This is a genomic window from Streptomyces sp. NPDC049040 (assembly GCF_043197715.1).
GTDB lineage: Bacteria > Actinomycetota > Actinomycetes > Streptomycetales > Streptomycetaceae > Actinacidiphila.
Genome location: NZ_JBICTO010000001.1, coordinates 1,009,335 through 1,031,169, shown reverse-complemented (window position 1 = coordinate 1,031,169; position 21,835 = coordinate 1,009,335). Strand labels below are relative to the sequence as shown.

General features: G+C 68.8%; 20 protein-coding genes and 2 pseudogenes. 12 read left to right on the top strand and 10 right to left on the bottom strand.

What is annotated here, in order from left to right; translation table 11 throughout:
- Positions 1-120: 120 nt before the first annotated feature.
- The gene (locus ACGFMP_RS04700) at positions 121-1,716 is read right to left on the bottom strand and encodes a polyamine aminopropyltransferase (protein WP_393670225.1); all 1,596 of its coding nucleotides are present in this window, start codon (positions 1,714-1,716) and stop codon (positions 121-123) included.
- 91 nt (positions 1,717-1,807) lie between these two features.
- Positions 1,808-2,329: a DUF2617 family protein gene (locus tag ACGFMP_RS04695; RefSeq protein ID WP_393670224.1), complete on the bottom strand. Its 522-nt coding sequence runs from the start codon at positions 2,327-2,329 to the stop codon at positions 1,808-1,810.
- Between the two features lie 407 nt (positions 2,330-2,736).
- On the opposite strand from ACGFMP_RS04695, the pseudogene ACGFMP_RS04690 reads away from it, so the two are divergent.
- Positions 2,737-3,513 (top strand): annotated as a pseudogene (locus ACGFMP_RS04690) (aminotransferase class I/II-fold pyridoxal phosphate-dependent enzyme); the annotation flags it as partial.
- A 106-nt stretch (positions 3,514-3,619) separates the two neighbouring features.
- Complete coding sequence (locus ACGFMP_RS04685; RefSeq protein WP_393670222.1) at positions 3,620-4,777, top strand: pyridoxal phosphate-dependent aminotransferase; 1,158 nt, start codon at positions 3,620-3,622, stop codon at positions 4,775-4,777.
- 403 nt (positions 4,778-5,180) lie between these two features.
- Here ACGFMP_RS04685 and ACGFMP_RS04680 read toward each other — a convergent pair whose 3' ends face one another.
- Positions 5,181-6,893 carry a hypothetical protein gene (locus ACGFMP_RS04680; protein WP_393670221.1) on the bottom strand — a complete coding sequence of 571 codons (1,713 nt, stop codon included), beginning with the start codon at positions 6,891-6,893 and terminating at the stop codon, positions 5,181-5,183.
- 503 nt (positions 6,894-7,396) lie between these two features.
- The gene (locus ACGFMP_RS04675; protein WP_393670220.1) at positions 7,397-8,575 is read right to left on the bottom strand and encodes a helix-turn-helix domain-containing protein; all 1,179 of its coding nucleotides are present in this window, start codon (positions 8,573-8,575) and stop codon (positions 7,397-7,399) included.
- A 211-nt stretch (positions 8,576-8,786) separates the two neighbouring features.
- On the opposite strand from ACGFMP_RS04675, the gene ACGFMP_RS04670 reads away from it, so the two are divergent.
- The 10 genes and pseudogenes from ACGFMP_RS04670 to ACGFMP_RS04625 all read left to right on the top strand — a co-directional run.
- Positions 8,787-9,020 (top strand): hypothetical protein, encoded by a 234-nt coding sequence (locus ACGFMP_RS04670; protein WP_393670218.1) that lies wholly within the window; start codon positions 8,787-8,789, stop codon positions 9,018-9,020.
- A complete protein-coding gene (locus ACGFMP_RS04665) occupies positions 9,001-9,525 on the top strand; it encodes a DUF6879 family protein (protein WP_393670217.1) in 525 nt (174 codons plus the stop codon). The genes ACGFMP_RS04670 and ACGFMP_RS04665 overlap by 20 nt, the downstream gene beginning before the upstream one ends.
- 21 nt (positions 9,526-9,546) lie before the next feature.
- Positions 9,547-10,395 (top strand): helix-turn-helix domain-containing protein, encoded by an 849-nt coding sequence (locus ACGFMP_RS04660; protein ID WP_393670215.1) that lies wholly within the window; start codon positions 9,547-9,549, stop codon positions 10,393-10,395.
- A gap of 143 nt (positions 10,396-10,538) precedes the next feature.
- Positions 10,539-10,994: an ATP-binding protein gene (locus ACGFMP_RS04655; RefSeq protein ID WP_393670333.1), complete on the top strand. Its 456-nt coding sequence runs from the start codon at positions 10,539-10,541 to the stop codon at positions 10,992-10,994.
- Positions 10,991-11,386, top strand: a complete 396-nt coding sequence (locus tag ACGFMP_RS04650; RefSeq protein WP_393670214.1) for a hypothetical protein — start codon at positions 10,991-10,993, stop codon at positions 11,384-11,386. Before ACGFMP_RS04655 ends, ACGFMP_RS04650 begins: the two co-directional genes overlap by 4 nt.
- 29 nt (positions 11,387-11,415) lie before the next feature.
- Positions 11,416-12,441 carry a radical SAM protein gene (locus ACGFMP_RS04645; RefSeq protein ID WP_393670213.1) on the top strand — a complete coding sequence of 342 codons (1,026 nt, stop codon included), beginning with the start codon at positions 11,416-11,418 and terminating at the stop codon, positions 12,439-12,441.
- Positions 12,438-13,574 (top strand): hypothetical protein, encoded by a 1,137-nt coding sequence (locus ACGFMP_RS04640; protein WP_393670212.1) that lies wholly within the window; start codon positions 12,438-12,440, stop codon positions 13,572-13,574. Before ACGFMP_RS04645 ends, ACGFMP_RS04640 begins: the two co-directional genes overlap by 4 nt.
- Positions 13,571-14,362 (top strand): STM4013/SEN3800 family hydrolase, encoded by a 792-nt coding sequence (locus ACGFMP_RS04635; protein WP_393670211.1) that lies wholly within the window; start codon positions 13,571-13,573, stop codon positions 14,360-14,362. The genes ACGFMP_RS04640 and ACGFMP_RS04635 overlap by 4 nt, the downstream gene beginning before the upstream one ends.
- A gap of 21 nt (positions 14,363-14,383) precedes the next feature.
- Positions 14,384-14,818, top strand: a complete 435-nt coding sequence (locus ACGFMP_RS04630) for an NUDIX hydrolase (protein WP_393670210.1) — start codon at positions 14,384-14,386, stop codon at positions 14,816-14,818.
- Positions 14,819-14,873: 55 nt separating this feature from the next.
- Positions 14,874-15,311, top strand: a pseudogene (locus ACGFMP_RS04625) (helix-turn-helix domain-containing protein); the annotation flags it as partial.
- A 40-nt stretch (positions 15,312-15,351) separates the two neighbouring features.
- On the opposite strand, the gene ACGFMP_RS04620 reads toward ACGFMP_RS04625, so the two are convergent.
- From ACGFMP_RS04620 to ACGFMP_RS04595, 6 genes are all read right to left on the bottom strand, one after another.
- Positions 15,352-17,052: a relaxase/mobilization nuclease domain-containing protein gene (locus ACGFMP_RS04620; RefSeq protein ID WP_393670209.1), complete on the bottom strand. Its 1,701-nt coding sequence runs from the start codon at positions 17,050-17,052 to the stop codon at positions 15,352-15,354.
- Entirely contained in the window at positions 17,053-17,571 is a 519-nt protein-coding gene (gene mobC, locus ACGFMP_RS04615) for a plasmid mobilization relaxosome protein MobC (protein ID WP_393670208.1), read from the bottom strand.
- 323 nt (positions 17,572-17,894) lie between these two features.
- The gene (locus tag ACGFMP_RS04610; RefSeq protein WP_393670207.1) at positions 17,895-18,815 is read right to left on the bottom strand and encodes a DUF2637 domain-containing protein; all 921 of its coding nucleotides are present in this window, start codon (positions 18,813-18,815) and stop codon (positions 17,895-17,897) included.
- 164 nt (positions 18,816-18,979) lie between these two features.
- Positions 18,980-19,909, bottom strand: coding sequence for a hypothetical protein (locus ACGFMP_RS04605; protein ID WP_393670206.1), 930 nt, complete (start codon positions 19,907-19,909; stop codon positions 18,980-18,982).
- Between the two features lie 463 nt (positions 19,910-20,372).
- Positions 20,373-20,561, bottom strand: coding sequence for a hypothetical protein (locus ACGFMP_RS04600; protein ID WP_393670205.1), 189 nt, complete (start codon positions 20,559-20,561; stop codon positions 20,373-20,375).
- 672 nt (positions 20,562-21,233) lie between these two features.
- Positions 21,234-21,776, bottom strand: coding sequence for a DUF6368 family protein (locus tag ACGFMP_RS04595; protein WP_393670204.1), 543 nt, complete (start codon positions 21,774-21,776; stop codon positions 21,234-21,236).
- Between the last annotated feature and the right edge of the window lie 59 nt (positions 21,777-21,835).

Sequence of the window (21,835 nt, the reverse complement as noted above, 5' to 3'; positions counted from 1 at the left end):
CGACGCCGCTCCGCCGCCGCGCCCCGGCCAGGTCCTGCGCCGCACCAGGACCGCCCAACGCCCCTCCGGATCCGCAGGGCGCACGGCGGCTCCCACCCGCTACGACACGGCTCCGGCCGGCTACGACGCCGGTATCCGTGGCCGCAGCAGCGTCGACGGCGGCAGGGAGCGGCTGGGCCGGGTGGGCAGCGGCGCGCGGGCGGCCAGCCGGAGGGCCGGCGGGGTGAGCCCGGGCGGGGTGCCAGGGGGGAGGGCCAGCGGTGGTGAGCCGGCGCGGGCGGCCAGCAGGTACCCCTGGTCCGGGGTGCCGGCAGGAGCGGCGGGTGCGCCGGGGCCGGGCGGCAGCCAGTACGGCGAGGTGTGCAGGCCCACGGCCCGTACGGTCGCGTCGATCGTCCAGAAGGTACGGGCCGTGCCCGCGGCGGCCCCCGCCCGGACGGCGAGCCGGCCGCCGGGGGCCAGTGCTCGGGCGGCGAGACCGTAGAACTCCTGCGAGTAGAGCTTGGCGCTGCGCGAGAGCCCCGGGTCGGCCAGGTCGGCGACGATCACGTCGAACGGCTCCGCCCCGCCTTCACCACGCAGCCCGCGCAGCCAGTCGAAAGGGTCCGCGGTGACCACCCGCACCCGGGGGTCGGCGTAGGCGTGGCCGTTGAGCGCGCTCAGGCCGGGGTCGGTGCGTGCCAGCCGCAGCAGCTCGCCGTCGGGCTGGACCGAGGTGACCGCGGCGACGTCGGCGTAACGCAGCACCTCGCGCAGCGCCAGGCCGTCGCCGCCGCCGAGGACCAGGACCCGGGTGTGCGGGCCGTTCATCGCCGGGTGCACGAGCGCCTGGACGTAGCGGGGCGTGGCGCTGCCGGAGACGCGCAGGCGGCCATCGAGGTAGAGCCGGAGCCGGGGGCCGCCGGGCCCGCCACCGGTGAGGACGACCTCCTGGACCGCGGTCTGCTCCGCGACCCGTACGTCGCCGCCGTAGACCGCGCGCCGGGCCGCCCGCTCGAAGGGCCCCGCCGCGGCGGCGGCGCCGGCCAGCAGCGCCAGCGCCAGGACGTTGGCGACCAGCAGCCAAGCGCGGGCGCGCCGGCTCAGGTCGCCGCGGAAGAGCCACAGCACGGTCGCGCCGCCCGCCGCCGCGTTGACGACTCCGGTGGCCAGCGCGCCGGTGAGCTGCCCGAAGTGCGGCAGCAGCAGGAAGGGGAAGGCGAGGCCGCCGACCAGCGCGCCCACGTAGTCGGCGGCGAAGAGGTCGGCGACCGCGCCGCCCGCGTCCTGCCGCCTGATCCGCTGCACCAGCGTCATGAGCAGCGGCACCTCCGCCCCGGTGAGCACCCCGATCGCGAAGGCGCAGCCGACCATCGCGGGGGTGGCCTGCCCGAACCAGGCGAAGCAGCCGTAGAGCACCATCACCGACAGGCCGCCGACCAGGGCGAGTCCGGTCTCCACGGCGGCGAAGGCGGCGGCCGCCGTGTCGCGCAGCCGTTTTGCCAGCAGCGAGCCGCAGCCCATCGCGAAGACCATCACCGAGAGGATCACCGAGGCCTGGGTGACCGAGTCACCGACCAGGTAGGAGGCCAGGGCGACGAGTTCGAGCTCGTAGACGAGACCGCAGGCGGCGCAGACGAAGACAGCGGCGAGCACCAGCGCACGGGCGGCCGCCACGGGCACCGGTAACCGCAGCCCGAGCCTGGGGGCCTCGTTGCGGTGGCGCTGGTCGATCATGAATGCACGCTATGTCAGGGTCGAGGCGCCACCGGTCACCCACAGGGGTGCAATCGGCGACGGCCGGAGGTCGAAAGGGACGGTATCCGGGTCAGTCCAGCGCGTTCACCCGGGTCCTGGTGGTGACCAGTCGCCCCTCCTGCGGATACGCGTGCCAGGTGCGCCAGCGCACGCCCCCCTCCGCGTACTGCACGAGCATCGCGGTGAAGGCGTGCGGGTCGCCGGGGAAGGTGCCCGCGAGGCCGTGCGGATGGTCGGCCACCAGCGCGAGCAACTCCTGTGCCCGGCCTGCGAAGGAGCCCTGCGAGAGCGTCTCGATCCGGGCCGCGAACTCGTAGTCCCACACGCCCACCCGGCGCGCCACCCCGAAGGGCAGCGGTGCATGACTGCCCGGCATGCACGCCACCGTCTCCGAGCAGTCCCCGCGCCCCGCGTCCACCAGCACCTGGTGCGAGGCCCCCAGCAGGCGTAATTCGACCTTGGCCCGCAGCCGGCGGCCGTCGCCGACCTCGACGTTGAGCACGGCGAGCGCGGGCAGCGCGTCTTTGCCGAGGCACCAGGCGAGGTCTCCCGCGCGGGTGTCGGTGTAGGAGGTTTGCAGGGTGGTGAGCATGGGTCGGCTCCGCAAGCACGCAGTGGATCGAGCACGCAGTGGATGAGATGGGCCGGTCCGCGCCCGGCGGAAGGGCGCGTCGGCTCGTGCCCACGTGGGGTCCGCTGGACCCGAACGGTCCTCAGGGGTCTGGAAAGGGCCCCGAAGCACCGTCGAAGTCCCCCGAGCACATCAGAGCCGGCCCCGGAGGAGTCCGAGGAGTCTCCGAGTGGTCTCTGGTGAAGCCCTCGAAATGGGTCCGAGACCTACGGAATCATGAATCGCGGGTCGCCTTCAGCGTTTTTACCCATCTGTGTGCACTTTCCATCCCTTGGAGCGCCGCCAAGTTCACGTGTTCACCCGCAGCCGCCCCAGTACGCTCGCCAGACCCGAACGGCACACGAACGCGCGCAAGGTGGGCGGACACAATGGCTGGACACACTGGACCCGAGCGCACCGGCGGCCCGCGAAGGCCACTGCTGAACCGCCGCCTCGACGGCCTCGGCACCACCATCTTCGCGGAGATGTCGGCGCTGGCTCTGGCAACGGGCGCGATCAACCTCGGCCAGGGCTTCCCCGACACGGACGGACCGGAGGCGATCCGGGAGGCGGCCGTGCGGGCGCTACGGGACGGCCGCGGCAACCAGTACCCGCCGGGGATGGGCGTTCCGGAACTGCGCACGGCGATTGTCGACCACCAACGGCGCTTCTACACACTGGACTTCGACCCGGACACCGAAGTCCTGGTCACCGCGGGCGCCACGGAGGCCATCGCGGCGGCGATGCTCGCCCTCCTCGAACCCGGCGACGAGGTCATCGCGTTCGAGCCCTTCTACGACTCCTACGCCGCCTGCATCGCGATGGCCGGCGGCGTCCGCGTCCCGCTCACCCTGCGCGCCCCCGATTTCCGCCCCGACCTCGACGCCCTGCGCGACGCCGTCACCCCCCGCACCCGCCTGCTCCTGCTCAACTCCCCGCACAACCCCACCGGCATGGTCCTCACCCGCGACGAGCTGACGGCGATCGCCGAACTGGCCGTCGAACGCGACCTCCTCGTCGTGACCGACGAGGTCTACGAGCACCTGGTCTTCGACGGCGGCGCCCACACCCCACTGATCTCGCTCCCCGGCATGCGCGACCGGACGGTCTCCATCTCCTCGGCGGGCAAGACCTTCTCGTTCACGGGTTGGAAGGTCGGCTGGGTCAAGCCGTTTTCACCTGCCTATTGGACGCTTGCCGCGTAGGCGTGCTGCCGTGCGTCGGCCAGGATGGTCCTGGACGATCGGTACCCGGGTTGAGGACGGTGGAGAGATGAGCGGCAGGCCGCTGCTGAACCGCAGGCTGGACGGGCTCGGGACGACGATCTTCGCGGAGATGTCGGCGCTTGCGCTGGCGACGGGCGCGATCAACCTGGGCCAGGGCTTCCCGGACACGGACGGGCCGGAGGCGATCCGGGAGGCCGCCGTACGGGCGCTACGCGACGGCCGCGGTAACCAGTACCCGCCGGGGATGGGCGTTCCGGAGCTGCGTGTCGCTATTGCTGACCACCAACGGCGCTTCTACGGGTTGTACTTCGACCCTGACACGGAGGTGCTGGTCACCGCGGGCGCGACCGAAGCGATCGCAGCCGCGATGCTGGCGCTTTTGGAGCCGGGTGACGAGGTCATCGCGTTCGAGCCCTTCTACGACTCCTACGCGGCGAGCATCGCGATGGCCGGCGGAGTGCGAGTCCCGCTGACTCTGCGCGCCCCCGGCTTCCGCCCCAACCTCGACGCGCTACGGGCGGCCGTCACCCCGCGCACCCGCCTTCTCCTCCTGAACAGCCCACACAATCCGACCGGCATGGTCCTCACGCGAGACGAACTGACGGCAATCGCCGAACTGGCCGTCGAGCGCGACCTGCTGGTCGTCACCGACGAGGTGTACGAGCACCTTGTCTTCGACGGCGAGCACATCCCGCTGATCTCGCTCCCGGGCATGCGCGACCGCACGGTCTCCATCTCCTCGGCGGGAAAGACCTTCTCGTTCACGGGTTGGAAGGTTGGCTGGGTTACCGCCTCCGCTCCCCTCGTCGCGGCTGTCCGCACCTCCAAGCAATTCCTCACCTACGTCGCCTCAGGCCCGTTCCAGTACGCCATCGCGGAGGCCCTGCGCCTTCCGGACGACTACTACACCGCCTTCCGCGACGACCTCCAGACGAAGCGCGACCTCCTGGCCGACGGCCTCACCGCGGCCGGCTTCGAGGTCTACCGCCCCCAGGGCACGTACTTCATCACGACGGACATCGCAGCCCTCGGCGAGAAGGACGCCCTCGCCTTCTGCCGCTCCCTCCCCGAACGCTGCGGAGTGGTCGCCGTACCCAACTCCGTCTTCTACGACGACCCCGATGCCGGCCGCACCCAGGTCCGCTTCGCCTTCTGCAAGAAACAAAACATACTCAAGGAAGCAGCAGCCCGCCTCCACGGATAGCAGCTCGCAGCTTTAGACAGGCAGGCCTGGGGGTCGACAGAGAATCGCGCGCCCGGTGCTGAACAAGCGCCGTCGCCAAGGCGCTCGCCTCCGACCCATTGAGAATGCCGTTCACCTGCAGGTACAGACGACGCTTGCCCGGCCTCGCAGACTGTGGGAGACGGTTCCCCCTGCAGACTGTTGCCGGGGTTGCCGCAGCTTCAGGTAGACATCACGACACTCACAGTGGCCTGTTAGGCGTCCTTATTCGACATCGGGCGGCTTCTCACACTTCGGACTTGGTGTATCGGCGCCGAGCGGAGACCGACGACGGCACCGCAAAGCATGCCCATTTCTGCTAGCACTTCACCAAGATTCTGGCGCTGATTTGCGCTGGGTACGCATAATCTCGCGGAACCTTAGGCTATTCCGAACCCTTGAGGGCGAATATCCCACTCACCTCACCAACCAGTCGACGCACCTCAAGCGCTAGCGCAAGCACCGGGGTCATCACTCGATCTTCAGCAAACTCCGCCTCGCACTTGGCAAGTAGAACCGGCCAAAGGAGTCTCGCCAACTCGACCTTCGCTTCCGCTACACGCATTCGCCCAAGTGGAACTTTGATGTCCTGGTGCTTTTCACGGGCATCTCGTAGTTCATGCCGCAGATCCCCCTCCCAGCTTGGTGCCCCAACAAGAGGATTTCCCTGTTCAGCAGCAATCTTCGTGATTGCTGGCACGAGTTCGTCATCCGAAAAATTGGCGATCTCGTACTTATCCTCCCCCCATACGCGAATATGAACCAGAGCATCAAGTTCCACCTGACCGATGTCCGCGTCCTGATACTTCACCTCTTCACGAATAGCGTCCTGAAGTTGGCGTCTGACCTTGTCACGCTTAGCCTGGTTCTCAAAGTCATTTTCGGCGTCCATGGCAATGACGAGCGCAGTCAACGACGCATCCAGCATCCAGCGGTCCTTTAGCCTGCGCCCCACGCGTGGAGTGACGCCGTAACGAGCAATGAGATGCGCGTTGATCTTTGATCCTTTTGTTCGCTGCACACGCACTTGCTGAGGTTGCGTAAGGCCGAATTCAGCCAGCAACCTAGGAACGTGATAGAGTTCAGTTTCACCTTCAACCAAAAGAATTACCTTCGGATGCGGGGAAAGACCTAGCTCAGCAAGTGCTCGCTCCAACGTTTCCGCCTCTCCATACCGAGGCGTCAGCCGGTCATGCTGCGGGGTCCACCACGTCTCTCCGGTCAGGTCAGGCAGTGGGTCGACCGAGCCCTCGGCCGATAGCTCTTCGTGAGCGCGCAAGAGCACTTCGGCTGCCACTCTCCGCCACATAGCATCAAGAGACGTGCCTTCAATGCGCGACCAACCCTTGTAACTGGCATGACGCAGAAGAGGAAGCCATTTCGAGAGCGGGTCACCATGTGCGACGGCCAATAGTTGATCTGCACTTCCCTGAAGCTTTGAGGGATCGAAGTTGACGAGCTGGATTAGATCGTCAATTTGAGATTCGAACCTGTGCCTTCGCAGCCCACTCTCATCTACCCCGCCCGGGATACTCAGCGTCCCCAAAATTCCAGGAAGATAGCGTGTCGCCAAAACGGAAAGCACGAGCGTCAACTGGCGGTCACCATCCCGCATGATGCGGTTAGGGAACGGCGGATACCCGGCCCTTACGAAGCCGTAGCGACTCATGGCAGCTTTCACGGAAATCAACTGCCAAGATGAGTAAATAAATCCGTTCCACCATCGATGATTTTCTTCATCGCTCGCCCGCCTATACGGCCATGCTGCCAAGTATCCTTCATCTGCCGGGTCTCGAAGGCGCCCTTCCCGCGCCGCCTCCATAGCCCAGCCACGAGGATTCATTTCGTAGCCGCGCCCAACTCCGATCCGGCGCCCCTCAGCCGCCGTGTCACTCACTCGGTACAGCGGCAGGAGTAGCCGGTGACTATGCAGCTCTTGCAGGATATCGAGCGACAGCTTATACCCACGCTTGTTGCATTCTTTAATAAACCCATCGGCCGTGAGCAACTCGTCCTGCGTAAAGACATACGGCAGTGTAATCAGTGCAAGTGCGCCACCAGGTGGCACAGGCGAAGCCAGCTGCGGTGTGTTCGTCACCGTCACATCATAGGAGCGACGTGCGGCTGGGCTTCTACATTTTCTGTCGCACGGGTCGGCGCGCGTGGACCTACGGTTTTGCACACAAGAGCGCGGTCGCCCCTCATCTGTCCATAGGCGTGCAGCCTCCTCGACCTATCTGAGCGATCTCGAAGGTGGCCATACTCACAAGAACGGGACGGGCCACCAGAGAGGAGATAGTTGTCCTTCGCTGCGACGAAGCACGCGGTCGACCAGACAGCGCCACGGCTGACATCGGCTCAACCTCTCCGCCTCTCCGGCGCAGCCGGACTGCCAACCCGTCGAAGGCACGCGGACTCGGCCTTGTGAATGGGGCTCTTCAGGGAGGCACCGATGTCGTGGCATTAATAGTCATGACCATGACACACCTCGCTCGCCGATCGGTACAGCCTCCTTTTGCTGTCGATGGCGGCCGGTGGAGCGTGCCAGATCGCTCCACGCCAGCAGCGACCATGTAGCGCCGACCCGGGGCTTGCGACGGATTATGAAGTGAGGCCAGCTCGTTCCGCCATGGCCACGAGGTCGGGGCGGGCGCGTTGGTGGAGGATGAAGAGGACGCGGAGGACTTCGCGGCTCATCGGGTGGATCTCTGCCATCTGCGGCGACACCTTGAACGCAGCCTTCAGGGCTTCCTCGGCTCCCGCTGCGTCCTTCAGAGCGAGGCGGGCGCGGGCGACGTCGATGTAGAGGCGACCGAGGCGGTTGGGCTTGAGACCGGAGGGTGGCTGGTCGATCAGGGGCGTCGACATGGTCACGGCCTTGTTGGGCTGGTCCAGTTCGACGTGGGCGGCCAGTTCGTAGAGGGCGGTGTTGCCCTCGCCGAAGGTGAGGTTGTGCATCAGCACGTCGCCGTCGAACTGGGCGGCCAGGTCCTTGGCGTGGCGCAGGTGGGTCTCGGTGGCGTTGCGGTCGCGGTTGCGGGAGGCGAGGACGACGCCTCGTAGGTGGAGGGAGCCGAGGATGACGACGGACTCCGGGCCGTCGGTGGGGGCGCTTTCATACTGGCTGATCGCGCGCTCGACGATCGCCATGCCGTCGCCGTAGGCGCCTGCGCTCTGGTAGGTGCCTGCCTCGTTCCAGGCCGCGGTCGCTTCCGCTGCCGGGTTCCATGTCCGCTGGGCGGCCCACTGCTGGCGGGCGACGATGATGTCGGCCAGGTCGGGCTGCACGAAGCGGTGCGTCACGCTGTAGGCGCAGCCGTAGAGGTCGGCGAGTTGTCCCCAGGCTGGGGAGTCGCCGCCGGCGTCGAGTGCTGTTGCGGTTGCGTGGCCGAGGAGGGTTGGCAGCTCCCGGAGCAGTTCGAGGTATCGCGTCTCGGATCGGAGCCGAGCTGCAAGCTGTAGCCGCTCGGCCAGCACCTCCGGAGCGGGCGTGTCCTCCCTGGGGAGGGTGTGGCGGCGTACGGCGTCGCGCAGGTCGTTGAGCAGGTCGGCCTGTTCGGTGAGGCCGAGGAAGGGCTGCCCGTAGATCCGTGCGGTGGAGACGCGTAAGGGTTTGGCGATGGCGGCCACCACGGGAGGCGTCGCCGGGCGGTCGCCGGTCTCGATCTTGCTCAGGTAGGAGACGGAGATGCCGGACAGGCGGGCGAGTTTCGCCTGGCCCATCCCGCGGGCCTTGCGCAGTACCGCGATGTTCTCCCCGGCGGCTGGTGTGCTGTCCATGAACCCACTGTTCCAGGCCAGGGCGTCCCGCTGCCGGGTTGTGCGCGTCTTATGCGAACTGATCTTGCCGCGACCAGAGTTCACTGAACGTTGAAGTTTTGTGACGCCAGGTGAAGGTGCGTTGCGGAGTAATGCTGAGGGGCGCCGCACCGGCTGGTCCTCGGCTCGGCTTCTGCAACCGACTGCAACTGGCTCGACATCGGAGGTCAGCATGGCACTACGGTTCGTCGGGAAGGACCCGGAGTCGGGGGACCACGGCTCCCCGGCCGTCTGGGTGGACGAGGACGCGAAGGATCTGCTGTTCCAGGGCGTCAAGGTCGACCGCCAGACGGAGGCGACCTGCAACCGGGATGTCGCGATGCCCTTCTATGAGGGGATCGTGCGTGTACCGAAGCGGATGATCCCGCTTCTCAGGGAGGCGCTTGATGTCGCAGAGCTTGAGTAGCTTCGCCGACCTGCTCCGTGCCGTCGAGCGGTCCGCGGTCCACCTGGAGCTGCGCGACGCCTACGACATGGGGAACGAGACGGCGGGCTTCGAGGCGTGGAAGCAGGGCCACCGACTCGACCCGGCCGACTGCGCGTCGTGGTGGCGCCCCTGGCTCGACCTCGTGCAGGACGTGACCGCGAAGGGCGTGCAGATCCGCCGCGCCCGTGTCGTCACGGAGCCTCTCAGCGAGTACATCCGCTACGAGCACTCGTTCACCTTCACCAACGTGGCCGCGGGCGAGGAGGTGCGCTGGCTGCCCAGGAGCAGCTCAACGGGAATCGCCCTCCCCGAACACGACTTCTGGCTCTTCGACGGCCGTCTCGTGCAGTTCAACGTCTTCGACGACGCCGGCCGCTGGATCCGGACCGACCAGACCGAGGAGCCGGTGGCGGTCGCCGGCTGCGTCAGGGCATTCGACGCTGTCTGGGACCGCGCCATCCCGCACGAGAACTACAGCGTCTGACCGCGGACGATCAGTCGGCTCATGGCCACGTCACCTCTCTCCTCGGCCCGGGCCGCTCGCGCCAAGATCGCCGAGCGCCTGAAGCAGTCGATGCTCGATGCAGGCCTGTCGGGGCTGGAGCTGGCTGATCGCTGCGGTTGGCACAAGTCGAAGTCGTCGCGTATCGCCCGCGGCATCACACCGCCCTCGGACGACGACATCCGTGCCTGGTGCGACGCCTGCGGCGTGCCCGAGCTGGCCGCCGATCTCGTCGCGGCGTCGAGGACCGCCGATTCGATGTACGTCGAGTGGCGCCAGCTTCACCGTGACGGTCTGCGGCAGGTCCACGCGAAGACCACGCCGCTGTATCAACGCACCCGCACCTTCCGCGTCTACGCGTCCAACGTGGTGCCCGGCATGCTCCAGACCGCCGATTACGCGACGGGGTTGCTGCGCTCGATCACGACCTTCCAGGGCACGCCCGATGATGTGGAGCGCGCGGTGGAGGCGCGGCTTGCCCGCTCCCGTGTCGTCTTCGAGGTCGATCACGGCTTCGCCCTGCTGCTCGAAGAGGCGGTGCTCTACTACCGGGTCTGCGAGGACGAGGCCATGGCCGCCCAACTCGGGGCGCTGCTCTCGCTCATGGCCAGGCCCAACGTCTCCCTCGGCATCATCCCGTTCGAGGCACGACGTACGGTGTGGCCGCTGGAGGCCTTCTACGCCTTCGACGAGGACCTTGTGGCCGTCGAGACCCTCACCGCGGAGATCAACGTCAGCAGTCCGGGCGAGATCCGGACGTACCTGCGGGCCTTCCACCAGCTCTCCCAGCACGCCCTGCGCGGTGCCGCGGCCCGCACCCGCATCACGCGCGCCCTCGACACCCTCGGCTGAAATCGTGCAACCGGGTGCAACCGCGTGGACCCCTAACTGGTGATTTTCCTAGCGTCGTTGGTGTCCACCGGATCGCTCGCGGCCCTGTCGCGGGTTCCAGCACTCGGAGGGAACCTATGGCGTCGCCCATAGCAAGCACAGGGCTGAAGGCACCGCAGCACCGTACGAAGGCAACGGTCGAGGTAAGCGCGGCCAGGGACTTCGCGTCCCGACCGGAGTCCGTGAGCGAGGCCCGTGCCTTCACCCAGGATGCCCTCGCCGGCCTGGACCTCGCGGTCGACGACGTCGTGCTCTGCGTATCCGAGTTCGTCACCAACGCGGTCCGGCACAGCACCCCACACGGGGGCACCTTTCACCTGAACATCCTTGTCGACCGGGGCAAGCTCCGTGTCGAGTGCCACGACTCCGGAGGCACGAAGCCCACTCTCCTGACGCCTTCGGACGCTGATGAAGGCGGCAGGGGGCTCCTGCTCGTGCAGGCGCTGACCTCCCGATGGGGAGTGCATTCGAGGCCTACCGGCAAGTGCGTGTGGTTCGAGATCGACGGCGATCCGAGCGTGCTGCAAGGGTGCCGGCGCGCTGGGCGGGCCGGCTCGTGAACGTTGGAGAGGCGTCCACGCAAGCGTTCATCCCGGCGCTACTTCCCGTCTGCGGGGCTCTGGCAGATCTGCCCGCCGCTCTCCAGGACGCCGCCCACACCCAGGCGTCGGCCGAAGGCGCCGACCCGGGCGACGTCGAGTCGAAATTGCGCTGCGTCCTCCAGGCGCACCTCGGCGGCGATCACCAGGCGCTCGTGCGTGACCTTGCTGACTCGAAGGACAGCTCCCTCTGGACGGCGTGGAGCGACGGGCAGGACCCGGCCGAGCTGTCGGTGCGGTCCGACTGCCCTGCTCGAAAGGCCGATGGTGCCTGCTGCTCCTTCGCGCACCACCCCGGGAGCCACACCTACGACGTCACCGATCCGTGGAACCTGCCCGTCCACGAGCTCTGATTCCCGCGCCCCTGAGAGGAAGTCCGCCAATGGCCGCTCCCCCCGTCTCCTTACCGGCGTCCGGTGTCGACTGGACCGCGCTGCACAACTTCGCCACCCTGCGCGGCCAGCTCCGCGTCTCCTTCACCCCGCGCTGCAACATCGCGTGCTGGTTCTGCCATAACGAGGGCGACGTGCCGCCGCCGCTGACCCGGCAGGACCGTTCCCACCAGCCGCGGCCTCGGCAGCTCGACGCCGACGAGTACCTCGCTGTCATCGGCTCCCTGATGAACGCCGGTCTGAAGCGCGTGTACTTCACCGGCGGCGAGCCGCTGACCTCGCCGATTGCCCGACCGGTCCTGGAAGACCTGGCCGAGCCCGGACCGGACGCCTCCTACACGCTGATCACGAACGGCACCAGGCTCCGTACCCACCGCTCGTGGCTGGCCAGGACACACCTGGACAAGGTGAAGGTGTCCCTGCACTACTTCTCCGATGCTTCGCTGCGGGCCATCGCCGGGACGCGTATCGGGATCGGCACGGTGCTGGACGGCATCGAGGTCGCCCGCGAGACCTTCGAGCGGGTCGAGCTGAACACCCTGTTGCAGAGGGAGAACGCCCACGAGGTCCGGCTGATTCTCGACTTCGCCTTGGAGCGGCGGCTTCCCGTGCAGTTCATCGAGCTGGTCGGCACCGACTTCAACGAAGGCCGGGCTGCCTCTGCAGTACCGGCCGACGAGATCATCGCGTACCTGCGCACCCTCACCAGCGACGAGCACATCGAGGTCGCCGGGGTCGGTCAGGGCCGCAGGGTCTTCCGTATCGAGGGCATCGAGATCGACGTCATCCACCGCGACCTCGGCCGCCACCACGTCGGCCAGTGCGGCACCTGCCCCGTCCGGTCCCGCTGCGTCGAGGGCTTCTGGGCGCTGCGGGTCGACCACGGCGGCGGCATACAGCCTTGCCTGCTTCGCGACGACCTCCGTGCCGACGTGAACGACCTGATCGCCGACCCCGCCCGGCTCGCCCAGACGGTCGCCGGGCACGTCGCGGCTTTCACGGAGGGGACGCTGTGAGCCTGCCTCCTCCGTACCGGCCGCTGTATCTCGACGGGCCGCAGCACCCGTTCATCGTCCTCGAAGGCGTTTCCGGCATAGGAAAGTCCACGCTTGCATGGGCCTTGGCCGATCGGCTGGGCGCGACATCGCTGCACACCCTCCCGACGCCCCACGCCGGATGGTCGGCACTGATCAACGAACGCTTGCGCGCGCTGCCGCAGTTCGCCTTCTACCTGTCCGGGCTGCTGCACGCCGCCGACTCGATCCGGCTCGCGAGGGCGGTCGGCCCTGTCGTCGCCGACCGTTACGCCTCCTCGGTGGTGGCCTGCCACGCCGCCGTTCACGAGGTCGCCGTCGAGGAGGTCGCCCACCTCCTCGAACCCTTCCGGCCTTACCTGGAGACGCCGACCCGCACCTTCTACCTGAGCTGCTCCGAAGCGGCCCTGCGGGAACGCCTCGCGGTCAAGCGCGACGCCAAGCAGGACGACCTCGACCTGTTCGCCATCCCCGGCCGACTCGCACGCTTGCTGGCCAACTTCCGGACCGTCCAAGCCGCCGACTCCACAGCCGTCGCTCTCGACACTGACGGCAAGTCCCCGGACGACCTGGCCGACTGGATCACACCGCCGACCTGGAGGCCCAGGGTGCTTAACCCCGTCGACACCGACGCCGTGATCAGGGACGGCGGTGCGGTCGGCCGCTTCCCCGGCGAGATCCACGAGGGCGTCGCCTGGTGGCTCGGCGCCGGCTTCGTCGCCCTCACCTCGGCCCCGCGACTGGCCGTCGGCAGCGACGGCGGGCCGGTCACGGCCGAGTTCTTCCGCCGCCTGTGCCGCGGGGCCGTCAACGCCCACCACCACGCCTGCCGCGTCACCGCCATCGACGGCATTGCTGAGGACGTCTTCCTCGCCTACGTCCGAAGCCGACGGCCGCTCGCCAGCGCTTACCTGGCCGCAACCGATGGCCCGGACGGTACGCACCTGGTCCGGATCCGTCTCTACGACGCCGACGACCTGATGCTCCAGGAAGACACCGGACTCGCCGCCATCCGCCGGATGATCGCCGAGGACCGCGTACCGATCCCCGTCAGCGACAGCGCCCGCGGCACCATCGAGCACCTCGCCCCGACCGCTGCGGAGGCGCCCGCGTGATCGACGCAGCCGAGATCATCCGCAGCCGGACCAGCATCCTGTTCGTCACGCTGGACTCCCTGCGCTACGACACCGCCCGCACCGCCTACGACAACGGCCTGACCCCACACCTCGCCTCTCTCCTTCCCGACGGCGGCTGGGAACGCCGCCAGACCCCCGGCACCTTCACCCTTCCCGCCCACATCGCCTTCTTCTCCGGCTTCCTGCCCAAGCTGCCCCAGCCCGAGCAGCCGCCGCGGCTGTGGGAGTGCCGGCCGCCCGCGTTCAAGACCGTCCCGCCGCAGACCTTCGTCTTCGACGCCCCCAACCTCCTGGCCGGTCTTGCCCAGTACGGCTACCGCAGCATCTGCGTCGGCGGCGTCACCTACTTCTCCCGCGAGACCCCGCTCGGCTCGGTCCTCCCCGACCTCTTCGACGAGGACCACTGGCGCCCAGAGTTCTGCTCACCCGAACCCGACTCCACCCGCCACCAGGTCGACCACGCCCTTGAGATCGCCGAACACCACGACGGCCGCCCCGCGTACCTGTTCGTCAACGTCTCAGCCACCCACGTCCCCCACGGCCACTACCTCGGCGACAGCCGCGACACCGCCGCCTCCCAGCAGGCCGCCCTCGCCTACGCCGACGCCCACCTCGCCCGCCTGATCACCACCCTCACCGCGAAGAAGCGCTGGCTGATCATCCTGTGCGCCGACCACGGCGACGCCTACGGCGAAGACGGCTACCACGGCCGCGGCATCGCCCACCCGGTGGTCATGAACGTGCCGTTCGCCGCGATGGTCCGCTGATGGCCGCTAGCCTCGGCCGGTATGAGCGATGCCCAAGCCGTCCGCGACGCGTCCGTCGTCGTAGCCCGGGACCACGACGGCCTCGTAGCTCTCCTCAGCGCCCACTTCGCCGCCCACCGGGGCGACTACCTCTTCCTCCCCGGTGGCCGGAGGGAAGCCGGCGAGACGCCCGAGGAATGCGCACGGCGCGAGTTGCGCGAGGAGTCCGGCATCACCGCCACAACTTGGCGACCACTCGGCTCGTACGCCCTCACCGTCTCCTCACCCGCCCGCGTCCACCTCTACGAAGCCCCCGACCTTACCTGCGGACCGCAACAGCTCACGCCCACCGAACAGGACTTCAAACTCACCTGGTGGCCGATGCCCGACGCCCTCCATGCGGCAACGCACGGTCGGTTCCTGCTCCCTGCCGGCCCTCTGGCCCTTTTCCTGGCGGACCGGGCCACGCGCAGCTGAGCAGGGGCACGCGCCGATCGAAGGGTGATGGCGAGACTGGCGAGAGCGAGCTGCCATGACCGAAGCTGCCTTCCCTCTGGAACAGTTGCGTGCTGCAATCCGCGACATAAGCCGTTGGGCGCCCGGGCAGGACCCAAGGGACGTGGAGGCGTTGGCAGCGACTTTGCGAGCGAAGGCGGACGCGCTGGAGCGGCAGGCCGGACAGGAGCCGGTGACTGCCTCGCGCGATCGTGCCGAAGTCTCGGCCGGCCACGCCGACAAGCTGCCTGCTTCAGCCGAGTCGGGCAAGCCCGGCCGAAGACGGCAACGGCCACGGAGCCTCCACCATGAGCCGCAGGCAGTGACGTGGGCGCGGGAAAAGACGGGCCTGACGAAGCGGGCGCTTGCCCGGACGGTAGGTATCTCCGAGCAGCTCCTGGGGGAGATCGAGTCCGGGTGGCGCAGCGCAACGCCGTCCAACCTGGCCAGGATCGCCGACGCGCTGAACTGCCCGGTCGTGGTGTTGGAACGCAAACGGTGGGAGGCAGCGCCCATCAACGGCGACGGGAATGCGACGGCGGAGGATACGCCTGAGATGGATCCGCGGTCGCCACGGGCTGACTCCGACGCGCAAGGGCGTCGCTTCGGGCCATCGCCGCTCGGGCCAGAAGGCTCGGCGCTGGACGTTGGGCGAGGCGCTGGAGGCGCCAGGTGAGGACTTGGGCCGGGGAGCGGGCGTCGTCGAGGGCTCGTTGGTCGGCTGCCAGGTGAAGAAGGTGGGTGGGGTCGTGGCCGGCCGTTTCGGCGTCGATGAGGGTGGTGGCGAGGGCGGGCCAGGTCGGGTCGTTGAGGATCTGCTCGGCGTGGGTGGGGATCGTCTGGCGTATGCGTTGGGCGTGCCGTTCAGTAGCCGGTCGGGGTGGGCGGCGCTGGTTTAGCGCGGCCAGGGGGGCGGCGGCGGCTTGGTCGTAGGCGGCTTGGAGGTCGGCGAGGGTGCGGCGGGTGGCTTCGACTTGCTGGTTGTGGTGGCGGGCGGCGTGCCAGCGCTGAATTGCCATGGCGGCCAGGATGGCGGCGTCGAGGAACATGGCGATGCCCGCGCCGCCACCGCTTACCGGTTGGCGAGCGATGGCGTGGATGGCGCCTCGGAGGGCTCGGGCGTGGTGGTGGTCGGCTTGGATGCGGGAGCGGCTGGCGCGCTCGAAGTCGATGGCGGCCCGGCGGAGCTGGAGCCGCAGGTCGGCGGGGGCCTGGAGGGGCAGCGCGTCGAGAGCTTCGGCGAAAGCGGCGATGTGGGCCTGAGAGACTGCGTCCTCGGTGCCGGCGAGGTGGTAGGGGATGCGTTCGGTGGCGGCGGTGGCCTGGTGCCACGGGTTGGGCCGACGGGCACCGGCTGCCGTGACCGGTTCGGCGGCGGTGAGGCGGGCGCGGATCTGGGGGTAGGACAGGTCGGGGGCGAGGGTGGAGCCGGAAAACCAGATGGGCTGGCCTGCGGCGTTGGTGTCGCCGTCGAGCGCGACTTTGTAGCCGCGGATGTCGCCGGAAGGGAAGCGGAGAACTTCCACCTTCATGCCGCTGCCGGCCAGGAGGTGGAAGAACTCCTCGGGGCTGGTGGCCACGGCCACGACAGTGCGGATGGTGGCGCGGAGTTGCTCGCGCGGGGTGCTCCGGTGGCCGGTGCGGTGGGCCTTTTCGGTTTCGGCACGTGTGGGGCGTTTAGCGGCAGTGCGGTCTCCCCGTACGACGATGCGCAGGTTGTAGTCGCTCTCAACGGCTTCGAGTTCCTTGTCGGCGCGGAGATAGTCGTTCCAATGGCGGGCGGTTCGCAGGTCGCCGCGGATGGTGGTGGCGGCGATGTGGATGTGGTCGTCGGCGTGGCGGACGGCGACCCAGCGGCAGCCGTCCGGGTCGCCGTCGGGTGCGATGCCGGTGGTGTGGACGATGCGGCGGGCGATGTCGGCCCATTGCTCGTCGGTGAGCACGGGGTCTTCGGGGGCGGCGCGGACCGAGCACTGCCATACCGGCTTGTCCGGCACCTGCTGGCCTTTGCCACGGGCTTGGTTCAGGCGTAGTTCGAGGGAACCCGTGAGCTGCTTCATGGCCGCTTTTGGGTCCTGGTCGCGGCCGGGGTCGGGTGCGAAGCCGTCCCAGGAGGCGACCATGTGCGGGTCGGTGTGGTCCTTGGCCTTCACCGTGTCGTAGAGGTAGCCGAGCAGGCGGCGGATGGCCTTGCCTCGGGTGATCTTCGCGATCAATCAGGCCGCCTTCCGGCCGGCCGCTTGGTGCGCGGCCGTTTCGATAGCGGCGACGGCCTTGCGAACGCTGTGCACGGTGTGTTCGGCCTGGGCCAGGAGCGCGGTGTCGGCCGGATGCGGCTGGCCGCCGGAGTTGAGACGGTGGGCGATCTGGTTGACGTTGCCGCCGATCTTGGCGACCTGAGCGCGCAGAGCGACGAGTTCGTCGATGAGGTCATCGGTTTCGGTGCGGCGACCAGGCAGCGGCTGGGTGCCTTCGATGAAGGCCATGACGACTGCGCCGACCAGGTGGGCGCCGGCGATCTCCATGGCCTTTGCCCTGGCCTTGATGGCGTGGTGCTCGGCTTGGCTGTAGCGGACGTCGACACGGAACATGCGCCGGGTGCCGTCGCGGCGGCGACGGCGGGCGACGCGGCGAATGGCGGCTTCGGCGGCGGCACGCATCAGGCTCGGCGGATCGGTGGGCTCGGCGGCGGCTTCCCCCTCCGGTGCCCCCTGGCGCCGGAGATCCTCCGCCACCCCCGGGGCGGAGGAGCGTGCGTGGGACCGGCCATTGGACGGTCCAGCGCCATACCTTGCTCCCCCGCGAGGCTGGGGGTAGACGTCTCCGTTGCAGGCCGACGTACTGGGCGGGTTGCTCTCCTCGCCTGTGTCATCGTCGGCGTCGTGGTGGCGGGGCATGGGATTCTCCGGCGTCTATCGAGTGCTTCGTGGCAGAGAGGACTGGCCGCTGGGCGAGTTGGCTGGCGGGCATACGGCCTGGGTCCGGGATGGCGCCGTCTTGGGCGGGTGCATGGCGGACCGTGTGGGGCGGCCGGGCGGGGCCACCCCACACGGCCGCTTCACTCGGTACTGGGGTGGGCGCGGGCTTCGTCGCCGGGTTGGAGGGACTTGAGGGCTTCGGCTATGCGCTCGTTTCCTGCGCTGATTCCTTGGGCTTCGATGGCCTCGCGGGCCATAGCGCGGGTGACCTGGCCGGAATCCGGGTGGGCACGGCGGATGATGTCGGCGAGCTGCTTGATCGATGCCTCGGCCCTGCGTCCGCCGCGCCCCGTCTGCGAGCGCTCGCCGGAAGTGCCCTTCGCCTTCTGGCCAGCGCTTTCAGCGTCTGCCGGAACCGGTGCGTTGCCCTGGCCGGTGATGCCCGCAGAGTCCGAAGCTGTTGGGGGTTCGGTTCCGGCCGCTGTGTCTGCCCCGACTGCGGGCTCGTCCCTCGGAGCCGCTGTTCCCCGTGCGGCCGGAATCGCGGCCGGGGCCGCCGGAATCATGGTGGGAGTTCCGGCGGCCGTCGTGTGGCTGTGGCGGCCGATGAGGATGTGCATGTGGGTGGCTCCGGCCAGGGCCAGAGGAGCTATTGCCGACAGGACGGCGACCGTGTGGTCGCCGAGCAGGAGAGTGCGGACGCCGGGCTGGTTGAGGCGTACGGCATGCAGGGCGTTGGCCCACAGGCTGGCGGCGGTGGCGGTGCCGAAGAGGGTCCAGGCGTAGGCGCGGGCGGGCCAGGGCGCGTCGTGCAGAACGAGGAGGGCGCGGACGCCGTAGGCGATGAATCCATCGATGACCAGCGGGAAGAGGTAGGCCAGGTGCGGGCGGATGTGGACGGCGACGGCCATCTGCCGCAGGGAGTCGTAGGAGAGGGCTCCGCCGGCCAGGCCGAGCAGGATCAGCGCGAGCGGATCCCACCAGGACCGGCCACGGCCGGAGGTGGGCTCGCTGTGGGGCGGGGCTTGCAGGGCGGGGCGCGGACGTGCGGTGGCGGGCATGAAGACTCCAGTTAGGGACGGGCTGACAAGCGGGGTGCTCCGGGCATGCCGGAGAAGCGCGCGGCGGTAAGGGCGCACGTGGGTGCGTCAGCGCGGATGAGAGGGGGCGGCGGCTTACGCGGGGCGCAGCCCTCAGGCGGGCGTACGACGCGGCGTGGTGGGGGTCAGGCTCTGGCCGGGAGCCGACCGGCGTCGGCCTGGAGGGCGGCGCGGACCCTGGCCCTGCCGCGAGCGGCGACGCTCGCGGCTGTGGCGGTCTCGTCGGGCTTGTCGGCCAGGCCCGCGCAGGCGCGGCAGATCCCCTCGTGCGGGATCGGGCGGGCGCATGTGGCGCACTCCCCCGACCAGCGCGGCTTGGCCGGGACGACCGGCTCAGGGGCTGGGGGGAGCTTGCGGGTCAGGCGGTCGCGGAGGATCGCCGCGGCGCTGTGGACCTGGGCGGGCAGCCCGCCGAGGAGTGCTTCGGACAGGTCACGGGGACCGTAGCCTCGCTCCAGCCACTCGCTCACCAGGGGTGCCAGGGCCAGGGCCTCGACCGCGCCGAGGCGCAGACGAGGCTCGGGCCGGAGCACCCGGAACAGCGTGGCGACCGCCTCACCGATGGGGCCGTCCGACGCAGGAGCGGTTGCCGGAGGCTTCGTCCCCCCAGCCTCCCCGATACCCGTGCGGTCCTTGCCCGCCAAGGCGGTGTTCGACCGCTGGACGGGGAGGGTGGGTTCTTTCCCACGGTCCTTTACGGGGTTGGTGCCACGGTCATCGGCTGCCGCCACACCGGATCCCGGACGGGTGAGACCCGGAGCGGCGTGCGGGGTGTCGTAGACGTGGGCCTCGCTGACGAACGTCCCGTCGCCGCGTCGGACCCGGTCGACCCTGTAGTAGCCGAGGGCGGTCAGCTCCCGCAGCGCCTTCGCAACCGCCAGGCGGCCCTGCGGGCTGGTGTCGGCCATCCGCCTGCCGTCCTCCGACCAGCCGTCGGGACGGGAGAGAAGGTCAGCCAGCAGGCCGCGGGCGGTGTAGGACAGCCGCCGGTCTTGCAGCAGCATGTTGGGCAGGACCGTGAAGCCGCGCGCATGGCGGCTACGATGAATCTGCATGAGGAGCGCAATCTCCTTGTGCCGGACCCCGGAGCGTTCCAGCGCTGCCGGGGTCACCTTATTGAGTTCTTCGGTGACAGAACGTACCACGCAAAGCAGGCCCAATCGCCCTGTTCGCGAAAGCAATTGATCACGCATCAGACGGTAGCGATCGGCCGGGCCCAGTTCCCGCCTGCACCAGACGCAGGCGCCGGAAAGGGCCAGTGGATGGGCGTGATCAGCGGCGCGATCACGGCGGGAGTGGACGGGAAGTCCGGAGAGCGTCGGCCGCTCGGGGCAAGGGGACCGCGAGGGCGCGGCACTCGGCGGTCGGGACGTAGGCTGATACACAGTGCCTCCTCACTCGGGCGCCACATCGGCTGGCAGGCCAGCGGCGCCGGTAGATCGTTTGGGCGGTCGTCCGGGAGTCCTCTCGGCCCTTGGTGCTCCAACACCAAGGGCCGCTCGCGTATCCAGGCCTCGGTCAGGCTGCCTGGACGTACGTGGTGCTGGAGAGCAGGTCAGCGAGCCGGGCGGCGCTGCGCGGACTGATCGTCGTGACGAAGCCGGCGCAGACGCGTTGCAGCGCGGCCTCCCGCGCCTCGTCCGTCACCGGACGGCAGTCGGAAGCAGTGGGCTGGATCGGGGCAGGCCGCGGCTGGGGTTCGGGCATAGGTGTGTCCTCGGAGCGGCACGAGGCTGGCAGGCCGTGTGCCGTGGCGTTGAGCGGGCGGGCGGTCGTCATGCGCTCCGGCGGGTGGTGGTCCAACACCACTGGGCCGGGCGGCCGTCGGCCGGAGGTCTGGCGAACTCCGTGCGGCGGATGACAACAATGATCCGCAGAAAACGCGTTTTGCCTGACGGTACTTTCCGGGTTATAGAGCGGACCGGAACACCGCACCCTCGGACTGCCCTCTCCATGACTCCACCGTCTCTCCCATCGATCTCACGCTCCCTGACTTGCCATCGGACAGCGCCGTTGCACGCGAAACCCAGGTCCGGCTCGCGCATCGGAGCTGAAAGTGCCACGCGACCGTGGACTGGGTGAGGCCGCGAAACCGTGATAGAAGCCGACGGCCCAGCCCTGACGGGCTTCGTTCACGTTCGGTGGCTCAGGTCAGCTTCAGCGAACTGGCCCGCAAGCGATCCACCGTCACGCTCGAATAATTCCCAAGCGGCGGAGGGCAGGTGGTTCGTATGATCGCGAGCGGGATGGGGCTCGTAGCGCAGTGGTTGTCGCGCCTTCACAGCATGTGGGAGGACGCCGGTTCGAATCCGGTCGGCCCAATCCCGTTCCTGCGTGGGGTCGGCCTCTTTCCGGGATCCAGGCAGCGCTCGTTCCCGGCTACTTCAGGAGTCGGAAGCCCGGCTGTCGTACCCAGGTCCTGAGGAAGTCGGCTGAGCCGTACGCGGCGAGCCACGGATCGGTCAGCGTTGCGGCGATGCCCGGAGGGCCAACCACGATGGGTACCTGGTCCTTCCGAAGTTCGACGTTGGCGATGCCCCCGATCAAGTCCATCACTGCAGCGGTCAGCAGAGCCGTCACGACGTGGTCGACTGGGCTGTTGCAGAACGCGCCGATGTCGACGGCGTGGGTCGGTGCGAAGCCGATAAGGGGTTCCTGGTCGACCTCGTCGGCATGCTCGGCCTCGAAGACAGCCTCGTCGCCGATCCCGGGGCCCATGAGGGAGACCAGCAAGGGGCGACGTCCGTCTTCGCCCCAGGTGTCCGTGACACCGAGGCTCTCCGCGCGGATGTGCACGTCGTACTCGCCGAGCCGCGTCTCCTCGCAACGCACCGACGAGCGGACCAGGAACTCGTGGACTCGCAGGATTGCCGCGCGCGAGGGAGCCTCAGCCAATTCGATCACCAACACGGGTCCGCTCATGGCTCGGAGAGTAGTCAGGGAGGATCACCATCCCCAATGGATTACTCAGCGTGCACGCT